The sequence below is a fragment of the Streptomyces sp. NPDC096205 genome (assembly GCF_044763135.1).
Taxonomy (GTDB): Bacteria; Actinomycetota; Actinomycetes; order Streptomycetales; family Streptomycetaceae; genus Streptomyces.
Genome location: NZ_JBIWFS010000010.1, coordinates 277,267 through 293,435 on the forward strand (window position 1 = coordinate 277,267; position 16,169 = coordinate 293,435).

A 16,169-nucleotide genomic window follows, 5' to 3' on the forward strand; every position below is an offset into this window, starting at 1 on the left:
GGCCTTTGGCGCCCCTGGCCTTGGCCCGGTCCGCGGCCTTCGTCTGATTGCTGCCGCGACCGTGGGCGCGCCAGCCGCCGCCGTCGGGGATGCGGCCGACCTTCTTCACGTCTAGGTAGACCACGTGCCCGGGCCTGCTGGCGTGGATCTTCCGCCGTTCGCGGTTCGTCTCGCCGATGGGGTCGATGAACTTCCGCCGGCTCAGCCCCAGGGCGGCGAGGTGGCGGGTGACCGTCCGGCGGGAGCTTGGCACGCCGTCAGCGGCGAGTTCGAACGCGATCCGGGCCGCGGACCACTTGTGCTCCCGCCGCAGCGTCCCGATCCTCGCCACGACCCTGCAAGGGGGCGCTGTGGGTTGGCGGTGCGGTGCGGTGGAGCGGTCGAGCAGGCCCAGTTCCCCGTGCCGCCGGTGCCCGTTGAGGGCGGGTCTTGCAGCGTTCGATGAGGCGGTGGCGTCCTTCGGCGGTCAGCGGGGCGTTGCGGTGCGGCACGGGCAGCATGCGGACTGCCCTGCCCGGCGCTGAGCACCGCGCGCCATCAACCGTACGAGCAGGGGTGTTCATCGCGGCTGCTGTTCGGCAATCACAGCCCAGTCGTCCGCGGCGCGGCCGTCGGCGATCGCCTGGTCGAACACGCCTGTGAGCAGTTCGCCGAACGGAAGGGAGACCGCTTGGCCGGCTGCTGCATCGAGGGCGAGGTGGAGGTCCTTGCGTCCGAGTGCCGTGGTGAACCCGGCGGGCTGGTATCTCCGCTGCGCGATCATCGACCCATATCCGGAGTAGACGGGTCCGGGAAAGAGCGTCGAGGTCAGCAGTTCGACGAACTGACCCGGGTCGGCGCCGGCCGCGTCGGCGACGCTGACCGCCTCGCCGAGCGACTGGATCGCGCAGGCGATCAGGTAGTTGCCCAGGACCTTGGCGGTGTTGGCCTGCTCAGGCAGCTCGCCCAGGCGCCAGGTGCGCGATCCGATCACGTCGAAGAACGGCTGGACCCGGTCGATGAGTTCGGGCTCTCCTGCGGCGAGGATGTTCAGCGCGCCGGCCTCCGCAACGCCGACCCGGCCGAACACCGGGGCGGCGACATAGCCGATCCCGTGCGCAGCGTGCGCCTCTTGGGCCCGGCGGGCCAGCCCGACGCTCACCGTGGCCACGTTGACGTGGACCGCCCCAGGCCGGGCCTGTCCGAGGACCCCGGAGTCGAGGAACGCCTCCGCGAAGGCCGTGTCGTCGGACAGGACCGAGAAGACCACGGGGCACTGGAGGGCCTCCGTGACGGATGCGACGCGGAGGGCGCCGGCCTCCGCGAGCTCTTCCGCAGGCCCCGCCGAACGGTTCCACACCACAGTCTCATGGCCTGCCCGCACCAGATTGCGCGCGATCGCCCGCCCCATCCCGCCCAGGCCGATGACTGCAACCTCACCCATCGCGCAACCTCCACAGCGTGAACCCTCTTAGACGGTTCACACTATGTCGCGAGTCGGCGCCTGTGTCGAACTGGCTAAGATGGTTCAGGCAGGTCCATGGCGGTACGTACGGAAAAGGGGTGCCCATGGAGGCCCGTCGACTGTTCCGGCTGGACAACGAGGTACTGGCGTTCCGCTTCACCGCCACGATGAGCGACCGGGCCGGCGCGGAACCCCAGGAGCGGCTCTCCGACCCCGGCCGGCTAGAACTCTGGTTGCATGCCTCAGGGCTCAGCGTGCCTGACGTCTCGCCCGCCGAGCTCCAGGATGCGCTGACACTGAGAGAAGCGATCTACCGTGCAGGGCTGGCCGTCGCCGCCACCCAGCGCCCCGATCCGGCTGACGCGGCAATCCTGAACGGGGCCGCGGGCGCTGGACAGCCAAGGCCCAGTCTCGAGAACGGGCTCGCAGTCTGGCACCTCAGCAAGGAAGCACCGCTACCGGACGCGCTCGGAGTGCTTGCAGCCAACGCCATCCACGTACTCGGAGGCCCCGACCGCGGCCGGATCAAAGCATGCGAAGGCCCCGGCTGCGCCGGCCTCTTCCTCGACACCAGTCGCGGCGCAAACCGCCGCTGGTGCTCAATGAACACCTGCGGCAACAGGGTCAAAAAGGCCCGGCTTGCCAACAAGTAACCGACTACAGGAGACCGCCCCCAAAGCCGTCCGCCACCGTCTCGCACTCATGTAACAGGCGGGTCGCCAACTGCGGACACTGCCAGCACCCTGACAACAACAGTCACGACCCGCACCACTCGAGGTGGATGCTGACCTTTTGTCACCGGGGCCCTGTCCGAGCAGCTCGCGCACGTCGGCCTTGACGGGCAGCTTCTGCGTGCCGTCGCCCAGCGCAATGAAGGAGCTCCGCAACGGATGACCGTCGGTCGTCCCTCGGATTTTCACGAGCCCGCGGGTGCCGCCGCCTCAATGTGACCGAGGGCGGCGGTCATGCGATCTTCGACGTCATCGACGCCGACGGCGACAACCAGATCTCGACCGAGGAGATCGCCCGCTTCCTGCGCGACGTGTGGAAGGACGACTCCCCCCGGGCGATGAAGCTGTTCACCCAGGTGGACACCGACGGAGACAGTTTGATCAGCCGCTACGAATTCATCCGCGCGGTGCGTGAGCATTTCCTCTCCAACGACCCGGACGCACCGGGCAGCATTTTCTTCGGACACGTCTGACCACCCGCCGGGAAGACCGGCGTCTGACGCAGCGCGAGGGGCCACGCCGACTCCGGCACGACCCCTCGCGCGGCCTACGCCGCTGCCCAATTCAGCCCGAGGTCGGCCAGCGCCTGGAGCTTGTCCTCGGTGAGCTTCGCGCGCCTGCTCTTGCTGTTTCTCAGGAACACCCCGAGCTTGACCTCCGACCCGTCCGGAAGCTGCTCTACGTGGGCCCTGGCGGACCTTCACAGAGCCCTCGCGGGCCTTGTACGCCGCCCAGGGCCGCCACGCCCCTCTCGAAGGCGCTCATAGACGCCGTGGTCGGCTCCGGGGCGGGGCCGAGCGGCGGGATGCCGAGCTGCTCCAGGCGCTCGCGCTGCCCGTCGTGAAGGGCCTGCCAGACCTCGGGCTGGCGCTGCCGGGCAGCCCAGCCACTTCCGATGTCCATGCCGTGGACCGTGAACCCGGAAAGGACGTCGGCCTGGCTCTCTTCGTCGGCCACCAGCTCGCGCAGCGCGGCGTAGTGCCGCTGCCGGTGCGCCGGCCACACTCTCCCGCCGCCGGTGGAGTATGGATTCGCACCCATCAAGCCCCCTTGGTCCGCACCATGCCCCAGGAGGACCGGTGGGCTGGAGGATCACCCAGCCTGGCTCCGCTAGCCCTTGCGATCACAGACGGGCACAACGGCCGCCCGTAAACAACACGTGTCACGGATCAAGCTTGGCACCCGGCACTGACAACCGGCCGCTCCAGATGACCCGTCGCAGCACCACCAGGCCCAGATAGGCCGCACGCCGACGACGCCTCTGGCGAGAGTAGCGCTGATGGGCAATGCTCCTGTCACGACCGCGAGCGGATCACCGCACTGCTCGTTGTCCAGTTTCCATGCCATGAAGCATCGCAAGAAAAGCCCCGAAGCCTCCTGACGAAGCGTCAGCGACGTTAGCAAAGGGTTAGCAAGAGTCCTGCCACAGCTACCCACAGCTGGACACAGCGCGGAATGACCCAGCAATGCGCAGCGCGCCGAGAGTCCACCATCCACCCTCACGCACATGGCGGAAGGGCGGAAGGGCGGATGAGAACACACGACGGAAAGCTGATCACTCGCCACCGACGAGACCCTCAGTTTCGCAGGTCAGCGCACTCTGCCGCGTGGCTTCAGAGGCGTCACCGGCAGCTCGGGGGCAGGCAGCGGACCCCCGTCGTACCCCTTCACGTCGCCGAACCGCCTCTCTTCCATCCAGTCCCGCCGCGCCTGCTCGATCTCCTCCTGGGACCGTCCGATCCAGTTCCAGGAGAACGTACCGGCCGTGACCTGTGTTCCCCGGCTGCCCGGGCGAGGGTCCTGGCAGGAGGGGAACCGGCAGGTCAGCGGTGTCCCGCCCTCTCGCCAAGGCGTTCCAGGACCACGCTCGCCATGGCCTCCATGCCCCTGGCGTTGGGGTGAGCGGGGGCGGCGGGTACGGCGGGCCGCAGCGGCTCGACCCAGCGGTCGGCGGGCGCCTTGCACATGTCGTGCCCGACGGACGGGCCGTAGGTGTCGACGAACTCGGCCCGGTTCAGCCACGCCACCAAGCGCAGCATCTGGTTCAGGCGCTTGCCCGTGTCCCGGAGGTAGGGGAAGTCCTTCGCGGCGAACGGTACGGACGGGTAGCAGCCGCTGCCGTCGTCGGGCAGGAGGGCGGGATATCCGACGACCACCACACGCGCGTGCGGCGACCGCTCGTGCACCGCACGCAGCACACGGGCGACCTTCGGCGCCGTCTCGAGGATGTTCAGCGCGAGCCGGTCGACCCCGGAGGACGTGTAGTGGCGGCGGCACGGGTCGCCGGCGAGGTCCGTGGAACTGAGCGCGGCGCAGGTGCCGATGATGGAGCCGAACCCCATGTCGTTGCCGCCGATCTGCAGCGTCACCAGTTCGGTGCCACGTTGCAGGGCGTCCAGCTGGGGCCCGTTGGTCCCTTGCGCTTTCCACATCTCGTCGGTCTTGGCCCCGCCGCAGCTGACGTCCGTGAACGAGGCGACCTCGTATCGAGCTGCCACCAGCGAGGGGTAATTGTGGTCCGAGCGGGCACAGTTGGGGTCGACCTGGCGCGGAATCAGCGGCCCTGACGTGTACGAGTCGCCGAGTGCCACATAGTCGACGGGGCGGTGGGAGTGTCCCTCCCCGGCCAGGGCGGGAGCCGGGGCGCCGACACCGGCGACGAGAGCGCAACTGCTCAGTGCGACGCCCAGCATCGCGGTGCGGCGACGTCGCGGGCTGTCGCCGCCAGGACGCGTGTGATGGTTCATGAAGCTCCTCCCCTGAAGCCCGGACAGCCCGCGGCACGGGACGGGTCGGTACGGCGCACGAAGCATCGCGACACCGCGGCAACCGGACACACTCCTGTCCCACAGGCCCAACACCGCCTGTATACCGGCGAGTAGGGCCCGCGGACCAGAGTCGGGTCGCCGCCGGCTCGTTCGACTTTCGCCGGTAACGCTCGTGGCGACGCCGCGCGGTGCGGCCCCCGGACAGGGGTCGCACCGCGCGGACCGGGCCGTTACTGCGTCATCTGCTCGTGGCCTTCGTGCAGGCCGCCGCCGCTGCCGGAGTCACCCCCCGTGGGGGCGGAGTCCACCGGCCGGGTGAGCGGGGCGAGGTCGTATGCGTAGTGGCCGACCGCGTCGGCGATGACATCCACGTTGACGTCGAGCGCCCGCATGTTGATGTTGTGGATGTCGTCACCGGGGGCGTGGTAGTTCACGTCGTACGCCACACCGGCCTGGCCGCCGTACTTCGCGGCCTGAGCTTCGGTCTTGACGCCCTCCGCGCCGGTGAAGGTGCCACCGGCGGGGATGCCGACCTCGATGAACGGACCGTAGTCGGAACGGCCGGTGAAGTCGGTGCCCTCGTGCGGGATCCTCTTGGAGTCGAGGAAGTCTGTGATGCCCTTCTCCAGCTGGGCCGAACCCTCGGGGCCCGGGCCGGCGCCGGTCGCGTCCGAGTCGTCGCCGTCGAAGACGAAGTAGGCGGCGTTCGGAGAGGCGATCATGTCGAAGTTCAGATAGAGCTTGATCTGCTTGCGCTGCTCGTCCGTCAGCGACGCGACGTACGCCTCTGAGCCCAGCAGTCCGAATTCCTCCGCCGACCACCAGGCGAACTTCACCTTGTTCTTGACCTTGTACTGCGACTTGGCCAGCTCCAGAGCGACCTGGAGGATGCCGGCCGAGCCGGAGCCGTTGTCGTTGATGCCCGGGCCCTCGGACACGGAGTCCAGGTGCGCGCCGAGGAAGACGGTGTCGGCCGCGTTGCCGCCGCGGGTCTCCGCCACGACGTTGAAGGTCTTGCGGTTCTCGTGCAGTTCACGGATGTCGAGGGTGACCTTCACCGGGCCCTGGGCGGCCTGTGCGGCCAGGGTCTCACCGTCCGCCTGAGTGATGCCGCCGGTGGGGATCTTGCCGGCGGTGACATCTCCTATCGTGCCGTTGAGCGCGCCTTCGGTGTTGTTGTAGACGATGGCGCCGACCGCGCCCGCGGTATGGGCGTTGGCCTGCTTGACGGCGAAGGTGCAGCCACCACGCTTGATCAGGGCGATCCGGCCCGTGAAGGTGTTGCCGGCGAAGTCGGCGGCCTCGCAGCCATGGGTGCCGTCGGCGTCCACAGGAGCGACTGCCACGTCCGCGGTCACCCCGCCCTCGGGTCCGCTGGCGGTGTACGTCATCAGCTGGATGGGGATGTCGCGCGGCTGGGGCGAGACGACAGCGAGGGTCTCCGCGATCTCGTCTGTGTAGACGAAGTCGAACTCGTGGCGGGAGAGTTTGTAGCCGGCTGCCGTGAGCACCGCCTCGATGTAGGCGGCCGACTGCTGGTGGCCCTTCGAACCGGCCGCTCTGGTGCCGCCGTTGCGGTCGGCCATGGCCTGGAAGACCCTGAGGTGGCGGAAGGCGTCCTTGGCCGTGGCCTCCTTGACGAGCTTTCCGGCCAGTGCGTCGCCTCGGTCGGCCCAGCTCGTGCGGTGGGCTTCCGCGGTGGCGGGCCCGGCGAGGAGCAGGGGGGAAACGAGCGCGGCGGCGGCCAGGGTGGCGGTCGCCGCCGCGCTACGACGTGCGGGCATGTGGGTCCTCTCACTGCAGGTCGATGGATCGATCGACAGTCGGAAGAACGCGCTCAGCAGGATGGGATTGAGGCACGTTAACCCCATGACGGCCCACTGCCAAGGAGGCCGCCCGAACTGTTTCGAGGGCTTGAGCACGGGGCTGAGGAGTCGTCAGGTGCCAGTTCAGTGCCCTGTTCTGTCCAGGCCCACTGGGCCGTACAGGTGGTGTCGCCGCTTGGCTCGTGCCGCCCGTCGCCTGGTGATGGGATCAGTCAGCGCTGCATGAGCCGGATATCGGGATACTGGCGTTCATCGGCGGGCCACGGAACGGCCCATGGCCGGCCTTCCCTGTCTCGCAGGAGTGTGACCACGTTGTGGCCGTCGTAGAGCTCCTCGAGCGGCTGACCCGTGACGTGGGACAGGACCTGTGCGTAGCGGCCCATGTCGAAGGGGTCGAAGACGAACTTGGTGGACATGCCCTGAAGGGGCAGCTGACGTCCACGTAGTCGAAGCGGTCGCGCGGGTCCGTGGGCTGCTGTGCCTCGAAGACGAACACGGAAGCCGGGTGCTGATCGTTGTGCCACCGGACGGCGCCGCGGGCAGCCTGCATCAGCAGGTGGTGCATCCGGAAGGTCGCCAGGAACTTTGGCGAGACAATGGAGCCGCCCTGTGGGTCGCGCCGGTCGGCAAGAAGCGACAGTTCCCGGAACATGAGGCCGTAGTAGACCTTGCCCATCCACAGGAACAGGGTGGTGGTGTCCAGGGCCGCGACCGCTTCGGGGCCCTCGGCGAAGGCATCGCCCACCGCTTGTTCAATGCGTGACAGATGCTCGTTGTTGCAGGTGCTGCAGCAGGGAATCCTCATCTGCTTGTACGGCATCAGAGTGCCGTTGAGCAGCGTGATCTTCTCGTTCCACAGGTCACATCGCCGCAGCAGCCACTGTGGGAAGACATGCTCGTCGGTCCGGCCGTCGGCAAGGTCTGCCCCGCACAGGAAACAGCGGTCCTGGGTGAGGGCCTGGTCGCGGTCCCATCGGTAGATGAACCCCGGTATCCCGTCCTGGTCGTCGTCATGTGACACGAGCCGACCCTGGACCAGTTGGGGCGTCATACGTGCGCTTCGGGGAGGTGACGCCGGTGCACCCGGGAATTCTGATGGCCGCCGTCCGGCGCTTCGAAGCGCCACGCGAACCGGTGCGGGGCCACAACACCTCAGCGAAGCTTCACCGCGTTGCTCCCGTGCATGTGGGCACAGAGGAGGCCGTGGGGCGCGTGGGGGATGCGCATGCGGCGCATCAGGTCGCGGGTGGTGCGCATCGTCAGGGTGCTGCGCCAGGTGATGCCGGGGTGACGGGAACGGAGATGGGACACGGCTCGGGTGCCGATTCCGGTGGCGTGGAGGTGTGCGTCGATGTCGACGCCTGTGATCACTCCTTCACCGCAGACCGCACAGATCCGGTAGTGCACCTGGCCGACGACCTTGCGTACGTGGACGAGGAGCAGGCAGTTCTCTTCAAGCCCTTCATCGCCGGGGAGGTGAGTGGAGAGGAACTCGATGTCTCGGTACGCCAGGATCCTTCGCCGCAGCCGGCTGCCGAATTTGTGGAGTCGGCGGCGCCGGGACCGGCGAGGGGCGGTTCCAGTGTCGGGCGCGATATCGGTGAGGGTGCTGCGGGAAGCACCAATGTCGGTGTGGGGTTCGGTGCGGAGGAAAGCGCCTGAGGGGCGTGCGTGGATTCCGGCCATGTCCGCCCGTGTGCCCGAACTGATGCCGCCCACTCCCCCACTGTCAGCCGCGCGAGTGACGGTACACGCGCGCCTTGACGGCACGGGATTGCCGCATCGTGGCGTCAGGCGGATCCTCAGCCCGCGGCAGTGAGCCGGAGGGTTTCGGTCCTGGGCCGGAAGTGGAGCGCCGGGAGCCGGATGCACCCGCCGAGCTGGATCGGGGTGACTTCCGGGTCAGTGACGTGCCGTCGGTTCTTGCCCGTTCACGGCTGCCAGGGTCGAGCACGTCGTGCTCACCCGAGCAGGAACGCCGTGTTCCGTCGTTGACGCGGAAGCAGTGGCAGCGAGCACAGCGAGCGGCTCGCACCAGGAGACGGTCCGGGATTGGACGGAACTCATCCGGGCCTCGCCCACATCCAGACCTGACAGCCTGCGGATCTCTCACCTGGCTGAGCACGACAGTGGCCGAACAGGCCAACTGTCGTGCTCAGCCACAGCCGCTCGCTGCCTCGTGGGGCGGGGATGAACTTCCGGGGCGTTGCGCATTGTTCCGCTCTGGGGCGGGTGCAGCAACGTCACTTCCGGCAAGTTCGGAAGAGTCAGGGCCGCCGGGCAGGATCGCACAGCAGGTCCTTGAGATTGCCGTCGTCGAGGCAGACGCGCACGAGTGCGGCTCCCCCGACGACATCTGCGGGAACCACGAAACGGTAGTCCTTGGTATTGCCGCACGCCGTGTCGGAAGGCGCGGAGCCGGCCGAGCCCAGCATCCTGCCGGCGGCGTCGTAGGTGTACGCCCAGGTGCGCCGGCAGTACGCCGAACCGGCCGCGCTCACCGACTTGTGCGTGCCCACCACCTCGATCGATCGGTTGTACCAGGTGACCGTGCCCTTCGTCCACGTGTTCCCGACGGGGATGTCGAAAGTGGTGATCGGGTAGGCGACGGTCTGCGCGCCGGCGGCGGGAGCGCCCAGCAAGGTGCCCGCGGTGAGCACGGCGGAACCGAGGGCGGCGGCGAGATGAGCCTTCATGCGATCTCCAGGTTGGGTGAGCCGGTTGCGGCTTCACATCCTGGGCAGGTCGGCCCCTGTGGCCCACCTCTTAAGTCAGGGCTTAAGGGGGGCCCGGGACGACAGGCGCGGAGTCCTCGGGTCTCAGGGTTCCGTCAGGGCACCGGTCTGCAGCAGGGCCAGCCCGAGGGGAGTGATGAAGTGCAGTACAGACCCTCCTCGACGACTGGTGGTGATGAGGCCCGTGTTCCGCAGCACTGTCGCGTGCTGACTGGCCGCTGCGGCCGTGACGTCGAGGCGGCGGGCAAGTTCGCTCGTCGAGCAGCCTTCCGCTGCCACGTGCAGGGCGGCGGCTCGTGTGCGGCCGAGCAGAGACTCCAGGTTCCGCACGACGGAGCCGTCGGCTTCTGGCGGTTCGGTACCGGTCAGCGACCGGCGGAGAGCCGGCACAGTCAGTCGGGGAGGCTGGGCGGGATCGAGCGGGTCCCACAGAAAGCTCACCGGGTGCTTCGAGAAGACCGTGGGCGTGATGATCAGTCCCCTTCCCTGGAGACGCACGTCAACTCGGCGCGGGTAGGGAGCTTCGAGCACCGGTGGACGCCACCGGACCAGTGGTGCGCAGATCGAACGCAGCAGCAGATCGATGCCTCCCTCCAACATCAAGTTCGCGCAGCGGGTGGTCAGCGCGACCAGCTCGGACCGCCCTCGATGCCAGAAGGGCTCCACCGTCACCCGATGGCAGGCCCGCACGGCCTCGGCGAGTTGCTGCAGCGCGTCTCGGTCGCCCTCCGACACCCGTTTGGCCCATGACAGGTGTCCGGAACGGAAGTCGAGGCCCTCGAGCTCGCGGCGCAGCCGGGACACCGGGGCATGCAGCAGGTTGTCGACGGCGTGGTCCACAGAGGGCGCATCACCCATCAGGGCCAGCAGATCAAGCCCGGGACCGCGCACCGGGACCAGGGACGTCAGGGGGCGTGTGTCCGCTCCCATCCGGCCCGCGACCGCTGACCGCCACGAGCGGAGGTGTGGAAGCTCCCGGTTCTCCCTGAGCAGCTCCAGGCTGTAGTAGACCTCTGCTGCAACGCCGACCGTTGCGGCCACCCGGGTCCGGGCGAGGTCTTCGGCCGTGAAGTGAATGCGTAACACCGACCGGCCCCCTGCCATCGAAGTCGAGCGCGTGAGCGCACCCCCAGCATGCCCCAACACGCCGCGCCCGCCCCGGCGTTCAGGCGTCGGCGGCTTCGTTGCCGGGCCTGACCCGCAGCCCCCTACGCCGCGCGGACACGCCCCGCGAGCACACACTGTTCGCCAGCCTCATCATGCCGTGCACGGTCAAGGCCCGGACCGATCTGCAGGCGGCGAGGCCGAGGAAGGCTTCATGGACGACGTTGGAGGAGTCGTAGAGCTTCACGAAGCGGGCGGCGTCGAGGGTGCCGGCCGATTTCTCGATGGTCTTGTTGAGGGGCTCGAGGACGATCTCGGTGCCCAGGAAGCAGTTCACGGCGCCGGTGGGCATGCAGACGATGGGTTCGCCGCTCCCGCGCGGCCGGCACGTGGCCGGGACGTGGGCGCTGCTGCGCCGTTCGGCCCCCTCCGGTTCACCAGCGACGGAGCTGCCAGTCGCGCGGGGGGCACAGCCACGTCGCCCGTGCCGGCGCGTCGAACCGTCCGACCCGGAGCCCCCAGGACCGCCGTGGCCGTGTCCGTACCGAGCAGCCGGTGGCGAGGCCACACATCGGCGTCTGGCCGGGGTGACCCGCTCCTCGTTCGGGATGACCGGAGAATGGGTGACACAGCGGACATAAGTGCCTATTAGTTGATATACATCTTGCGTGAAGATGCGACGGGCCCTTGAGCGGGCGGTGCGGCCGCGTCGGTTGTCTGAGATTGGAGCTTCCGAGGAGAGGCATGCGGCCCTTCAGTACCGCGGTGACCCGGCAGACGCCGGGTTCCGTCACACGTCGGCCAGCCCATCCAGAAGGCACCCGGGCACATTGGTACGGCCCTGTATCTGTCGGTGTGGATCTGGCCGGCGCGGCACTGCCGGTCGCGGCGGCGATCGTGGAAGTGCACGAACCCCACCCCCTGCGCCTGGCAGCCGTCGCCGCCCTGCTCTGGCCGCTGATCAGAGTGGTCGGCAAGCGTTACACGCCCTCCGCCTGGGGTGACGGCGGCGGCCTGAGAGCCGTGGTGAGCGACTGGCTGGTGCTGGTCGGTGCGCTGGCAACGCTGCGTGTGCTGTGCGGACTGCAGAGCGTGCCGGCCGAGGCCTTCACGGCGCTGAGCCCCGCACTGGTCCTCACCGCGGTCTGCCACCAGATGATTCACCGTCATCTCCTGGCCGCCCGCCGCGACGGCCGCGCGCTGCGCCACGTCCTTGTCGTCGGAGAGGGCCCCACCATCGACGCGGTGGTCGCACAGCTGGCCCAGCGCACCGATCACGAATACGTGATCGTGGGATCCTGCCCGATCGGGGAGGACGATGTGCTCTCCGGTGTCCCGGTCTACGCGCGGCTGCCCCGCGAGGAGCCCGAGACTCCCGAGCAGGACGCCGCGACGGTGCTCGGGGCGGCCGACGAACTCTGCGCCGACCTGGTCTTCGTCGCACCGGGCCGGCACCTGTCGGGCGAGCGGCTGCGCCGGCTGTCCTGGGCGGTGCACGACCGGGGGTGCCCGATCGTCGTCCTGCCCGGCATCGTCGAGGTCGCCCGCCGGCGGGTCCGGCTCACCTCGGCGTCCGGGCTCACCCTGCTGCACATCGCGCCGCCGTTGCGCCATGGCGTGCCGGCCCTGCTGAAGGAAGCCGTGGACCGGGTGGGCGCGCTGCTGCTGATCCTTTTGCTCTCACCGCTGCTGCTCCTGCTGGCCCTGGCCGTGCGGCTCGGCTCACCCGGTCCCGCCTTCTATCGCCAGACGCGGGTCGGCCAGAACAACACGCCGTTCCCGATGTGGAAGTTCCGCACGATGGTCGTCGACGCGGACCGCCTCAAGAGCGAGCTGGAGGCGGCGAACGAGAACGACGGCCACATGTTCAAGATGCGCCGCGACCCCCGGGTCACCCCCCTGGGACGCCTCCTGCGCCGCTACTCGCTGGACGAGCTGCCTCAGCTGTTCAACGTCCTCCTCGGCCACATGTCCCTGGTCGGCCCGCGCCCTCCGGTGCCGGAGGAGGTCGTCAGGTACAACGCGGTCGAGATGCGCCGACTGCACGTCAAGCCGGGCCTGACCGGGCTGTGGCAGGTGAGCGGGCGGTCCGACCTGTCCTGGCAGGAGACGGTCTCCCTCGATCTGCGCTATGTCGACAACTGGTCCCCGTCCATGGACGTCAACGTCATGGCCCGCACCGTACGCGCGGTGCTGAACGGGCAAGGCGCCTACTGAAGCTGGTCCATCCGGGCAAGCCTGCCGCCAACACGCCTGGATCGCGGGTGATCCGCCCGGCGGGACGTGAAGGATCACGGAGCTGAACGCCTCTGCCTCGGAAAGGACACTGTCATGGCGCAGAGCGCAGTCGCCGCACAGCCCGGTGACTCCGGTCCGGCCACCCCGCACCGACCCGTCGTGGAGCGGTCCCTGCGCGGCTTCACCGGCGCCGGATACGACAAGGGACGTCCTCTGCTCGTACAGGCCGCCTGGTTCGCCGTCCTCCACCTGGTCTTCGTCAAATGGTGGTGCCCGCACCGCTGGCGCCCGGTGCTGCTGCGCGCCTTCGGCGCCCGCGTCGGACAGCGGGTGCTGATCCGGCACGGAGTGCGGGTGCACTGGCCGTGGAAGCTGGAGATCGGCGACGACGTGTGGATCGGCGAGGGTGCCTGGATCCTCAACCTCGAGCCCGTCACGATCGGCCACGACTGCTGCGTCTCCCAGAGCGCGCTGCTGTGCACGGGCAGCCATCGCCCCCGCTGCGCCACGTTCGAGTTCGACAACGGCCCCATCCGGCTGGAGCCGGGCAGCTGGGTCGCGGCCCGTGCCGTCGTCCTGCGCGGTGTCACGGTCGGCCGGGGCGGCGTCGTGGGCGCCGGCGCCGTCGCCCACCGGGACCTCGCGCCCGGCACGGTCCTGACGTCGAAGGGACGTACGGCATGAGACTCCTCCACGTGGTCACGCTCATCAGTGACGACGGTGCCTTCGGCGGTCCGCCGAGCGTGGCGGTCGCCCAGTCGCAGGAACTGGCCGCACGCGGTCACGACGTCACGCTGATGTCGCTGTGGCGGGGCAGCCGCCGGGCCCCGGAACGCATCGGCACCGTACGGCTGCGCTCGCGTCCGGCCCGTTCGCTGCTACCGGGGCGCGGCTTCATCGGCCTGCTGCACCCCCTCCTCCTGCGCGATCTGTGGCGGGCCATCGGCGGCGCCGATGTCGTGCACGTCCACGCGGGGCGCGACCTGGTCTCCCTCTCCGCCCTCGCCGTCGCCGCCCTGCGCCGCGTGCCGTGCGTGGCGCAGACGCACGGCATGGTCGAGCCGCGCACCGCGCTCCCCGTCCGGCTGTTCGACCTGCTCTACCTGCCGCTGCTGCGCCGGGCGCGCGCCTGCTGCGTCCTGACCGAGCAGGAACGCCGGCTGGTGGCGCGGGCGCTGGGGGCGGCCAGCCCGCCGCTGCGGATCCTTCCCAACGGCATCCAGCCGGGCCCGCCCGAACCGGCGCCCCGGCAGCCGCGCGAGCCCCATGTGCTGTTTCTGGCCCGGCTGCATCCTCGTAAGCGTCCCGAGGCCTTCGTGCAGATGGCCGCACTGGTGCACCAGCGGCTCCCCGAGGCCCGCTTCACGCTCTACGGTCCGGACGACGGAGCGCTGCCCGCCGTACGCCGGCTCATCGACGAGGGGCCCGCGGACGTGGTCCGCTACGGCGGGGCGCTGGATCCCGCCGAGACGCGCGAGGCCTATCGGAGGGCGGCCGTCCATGTGCTGGCGAGCGTCAACGAACCCTTTGGCATGACCGTCATCGAGTCGCTGGCCGCCGGCACGCCCGTGGTCTGCACCGACACCTGCGGCATCGCCGACGAACTGGCCCGCCGTGGCGCCGCCCTCGTCACCGACGGCAGTCCCGAGGCCATGGCGGCAGCGGTCTGCCGGCTGCTCGGCGACCCCGAGCTGTGGGCCCGGACGGCGGAGGCGGGCCGCCGCGTGGTCGAGGACGTCTACTCCATCGGCGCGGTGGTGGACCGGCTGGAGGAGATCTACCGGGGCAGTCGGCGGGAGGAACCCTTCGGCCGAGGCGGTGCGGAACCCGGCGCACGTCCGGCGGGCGCCCACCCCCGGCAGGAACCGGCCCCGACGGGCCCGGCCGGCTGATCCTCCGAGCCCGGCCACGGCACGTCCGTCCCACCCGACCCACCTCCTGGCTCGGCCACGCACCTGGCCATCCGACCCTCCCCGTCCCTACGACGCCGCGGCGCCGGTCCGCCGGCGCGTCCGGCGGCACTCCCCGAGCGGGGAGGCCGCCCGTTCAGCCGTGGCCGGCGGTGCGGGGCCGGCCACGTGAGACGCCCGTCAGGGCCGGCGGCGTCTCGCGCCGGCGGTCACCCTGTGCAGGATGTCCTCGAAACGTGAGGCGCAGCCCTCCAGGGCGAACTCCCGCTCGGCCAGGGCGCGGCTCTCCTTGCCCAGCCGCTCGGCCCGGGCCGGGTCGGACAGGACCCCCCGGACCCAGGCGGCCGCACCGTCCAGGGCCGACTCCTCCGGCGGGAAGACCGCCGACCCCGCCTGCCGGAGCAGCCCCGCGGCGAGGTTGTCGGCGGGCATCAGGCCGAGCACCGGCCGCCCGGCGCACAGATAGGACAGCGTCTTGGACGGAACCGAGAACTGCCCCGCCTCCGGACCCAGCAGGACGACGAGGACGTCGCCCGTGCCGAGCACCTCGGGCAGCCGCTCATAGGGCTGGAAGGGCAGCAGGGTCAGTTCGACGCCCCGCGCCGCGGCCGCGTCCCTGAGGACGGGTACGGCAGGGCCGTCGTTGACGACGACGAGGCGGACCGGGCTTCCCTGCTCACGCAGCCGCTCCGCCAGCCGCACCAGCAGCGCCGGGTTGTGCTTCAGCCCGAGCGTGCCCGAGTACAGCACCGTTCGTACGTCGTTGAGTCCGTGCTCCGTCGACCAGGCGTTGGCCCGTGCCACCGGGACGATCTCGTCCAGCGGCGCCCAGTTGGGGATGACGGTGACCTTGTCGGCGGTGCCCCACTGCTGGTGGACCCGCACGAACGAGTCGGCGATCACCACGACGGCCGCGGCCTGCCGCGCCGACCACTTCTCGGCGGCGCCGAACACCTTGGCCGCCAGGCCCATCGACTTGGCGACGTCGGCGGCGGCGAAGCTCTTCAGCGCGACCGCGGTCACGTCCTGATGCCACAGCACCCAGGGGATGCGCAGCCTGTTCAGGACGGCCGCGGTCGCGACCAGGACCGGGATCGGCAGGTTGGACAGCAGTGCCACGTCGGGTTTCTCGCGGCGGACCTGCCGGGCGAGTTCGAGACCCAGCAGGGTCTCCTGCCCGAGCCGGCGGAAGTAGGCTTCCTTGCGCAGCCTGACGCCGTCCCCGATGGTGGCGAAGCGCAGGCCCGGCGTGGGTCCGGCGAGGTCGCCCTTGCCGGAGACGTAGGCCGTGCACGTCGAGTGGACGACCTCGTGACCGCGGCGCGCCAGCTCTCGGCTCAGCTGGGCCTGGAACGGGTGGCCGCTGTAGTCGTGGACGAGGATCCTCATCGTCCCGCCGCTTCCTCGCAACGT

At 69.8% G+C, this 16,169-nt stretch carries 15 protein-coding genes and 3 pseudogenes; 6 read left to right on the plus strand and 12 right to left on the minus strand.

What is annotated here, in order from left to right; translation table 11 throughout:
• Positions 1-52 precede the first annotated feature (52 nt).
• Positions 53-491 (minus strand): annotated as a pseudogene (locus ACIQ6Y_RS33240) (IS481 family transposase); the annotation flags it as partial.
• Positions 492-559: 68 nt separating this feature from the next.
• A complete protein-coding gene (locus tag ACIQ6Y_RS33245; RefSeq protein ID WP_404044724.1) occupies positions 560-1,423 on the minus strand; it encodes an NAD(P)-dependent oxidoreductase in 864 nt (287 codons plus the stop codon).
• Positions 1,424-1,548: 125 nt separating this feature from the next.
• Between ACIQ6Y_RS33245 and ACIQ6Y_RS33250 the strand changes: the two genes are divergently transcribed.
• Positions 1,549-2,097, plus strand: coding sequence for a CGNR zinc finger domain-containing protein (locus ACIQ6Y_RS33250; RefSeq protein ID WP_404044726.1), 549 nt, complete (start codon positions 1,549-1,551; stop codon positions 2,095-2,097).
• Between the two features lie 141 nt (positions 2,098-2,238).
• Here ACIQ6Y_RS33250 and ACIQ6Y_RS33255 read toward each other — a convergent pair.
• Positions 2,239-2,379 (minus strand): annotated as a pseudogene (locus tag ACIQ6Y_RS33255) (DUF1905 domain-containing protein); the annotation flags it as partial.
• Between the two features lie 11 nt (positions 2,380-2,390).
• Here ACIQ6Y_RS33255 and ACIQ6Y_RS33260 point away from each other — a divergent pair.
• On the plus strand, positions 2,391-2,648 hold the full coding sequence (locus tag ACIQ6Y_RS33260; RefSeq protein WP_404044728.1) for an EF-hand domain-containing protein: 258 nt from the start codon (positions 2,391-2,393) through the stop codon (positions 2,646-2,648).
• Positions 2,649-2,853: 205 nt separating this feature from the next.
• On the opposite strand, the gene ACIQ6Y_RS33265 is transcribed toward ACIQ6Y_RS33260, so the two are convergent.
• From ACIQ6Y_RS33265 to ACIQ6Y_RS33285, 5 genes and pseudogenes are all read right to left on the minus strand, one after another.
• Entirely contained in the window at positions 2,854-3,216 is a 363-nt protein-coding gene (locus ACIQ6Y_RS33265) for a helicase associated domain-containing protein (RefSeq protein ID WP_404044731.1), read from the minus strand.
• Between the two features lie 549 nt (positions 3,217-3,765).
• Positions 3,766-3,924, minus strand: a pseudogene (locus ACIQ6Y_RS33270) (pirin family protein); the annotation flags it as partial.
• Positions 3,925-3,998: 74 nt separating this feature from the next.
• Positions 3,999-4,922: an SGNH/GDSL hydrolase family protein gene (locus tag ACIQ6Y_RS33275; RefSeq protein WP_404044733.1), complete on the minus strand. Its 924-nt coding sequence runs from the start codon at positions 4,920-4,922 to the stop codon at positions 3,999-4,001.
• A gap of 251 nt (positions 4,923-5,173) precedes the next feature.
• The gene (locus tag ACIQ6Y_RS33280) at positions 5,174-6,727 is read right to left on the minus strand and encodes a M28 family metallopeptidase (protein ID WP_404044736.1); all 1,554 of its coding nucleotides are present in this window, start codon (positions 6,725-6,727) and stop codon (positions 5,174-5,176) included.
• Positions 6,728-6,977: 250 nt separating this feature from the next.
• Positions 6,978-7,790, minus strand: a complete 813-nt coding sequence (locus ACIQ6Y_RS33285) for a hypothetical protein (RefSeq protein ID WP_404044739.1) — start codon at positions 7,788-7,790, stop codon at positions 6,978-6,980.
• 32 nt (positions 7,791-7,822) lie between these two features.
• On the opposite strand from ACIQ6Y_RS33285, the gene ACIQ6Y_RS33290 reads away from it, so the two are divergent.
• The gene (locus ACIQ6Y_RS33290; protein WP_404044742.1) at positions 7,823-8,431 is read left to right on the plus strand and encodes a hypothetical protein; all 609 of its coding nucleotides are present in this window, start codon (positions 7,823-7,825) and stop codon (positions 8,429-8,431) included.
• 605 nt (positions 8,432-9,036) lie between these two features.
• On the opposite strand, the gene ACIQ6Y_RS33295 is transcribed toward ACIQ6Y_RS33290, so the two are convergent.
• The 3 genes from ACIQ6Y_RS33295 to ACIQ6Y_RS33305 form a co-directional block, all read right to left on the minus strand.
• Entirely contained in the window at positions 9,037-9,465 is a 429-nt protein-coding gene (locus ACIQ6Y_RS33295; protein WP_404044744.1) for a hypothetical protein, read from the minus strand.
• Positions 9,466-9,588: 123 nt separating this feature from the next.
• Positions 9,589-10,590: an ArsR/SmtB family transcription factor gene (locus tag ACIQ6Y_RS33300; RefSeq protein ID WP_404044746.1), complete on the minus strand. Its 1,002-nt coding sequence runs from the start codon at positions 10,588-10,590 to the stop codon at positions 9,589-9,591.
• Between the two features lie 79 nt (positions 10,591-10,669).
• The gene (locus ACIQ6Y_RS33305) at positions 10,670-10,960 is read right to left on the minus strand and encodes a hypothetical protein (RefSeq protein WP_404044749.1); all 291 of its coding nucleotides are present in this window, start codon (positions 10,958-10,960) and stop codon (positions 10,670-10,672) included.
• Between the two features lie 503 nt (positions 10,961-11,463).
• Here ACIQ6Y_RS33305 and ACIQ6Y_RS33310 point away from each other — a divergent pair.
• The 3 genes from ACIQ6Y_RS33310 to ACIQ6Y_RS33320 all read left to right on the plus strand — a co-directional run bounded on the left by ACIQ6Y_RS33310 (position 11,464) and on the right by ACIQ6Y_RS33320 (position 14,738).
• Entirely contained in the window at positions 11,464-12,825 is a 1,362-nt protein-coding gene (locus ACIQ6Y_RS33310; RefSeq protein WP_404044751.1) for a sugar transferase, read from the plus strand.
• A gap of 114 nt (positions 12,826-12,939) precedes the next feature.
• Positions 12,940-13,530, plus strand: a complete 591-nt coding sequence (locus ACIQ6Y_RS33315; protein WP_404044754.1) for a putative colanic acid biosynthesis acetyltransferase — start codon at positions 12,940-12,942, stop codon at positions 13,528-13,530.
• A complete protein-coding gene (locus tag ACIQ6Y_RS33320) occupies positions 13,527-14,738 on the plus strand; it encodes a glycosyltransferase family 4 protein (protein WP_404044757.1) in 1,212 nt (403 codons plus the stop codon). Before ACIQ6Y_RS33315 ends, ACIQ6Y_RS33320 begins: the two co-directional genes overlap by 4 nt.
• Before the next feature lie 198 nt (positions 14,739-14,936).
• Here ACIQ6Y_RS33320 and ACIQ6Y_RS33325 read toward each other — a convergent pair whose 3' ends face one another.
• Positions 14,937-16,145, minus strand: coding sequence for a glycosyltransferase family 4 protein (locus ACIQ6Y_RS33325; RefSeq protein ID WP_404044759.1), 1,209 nt, complete (start codon positions 16,143-16,145; stop codon positions 14,937-14,939).
• Between the last annotated feature and the right edge of the window lie 24 nt (positions 16,146-16,169).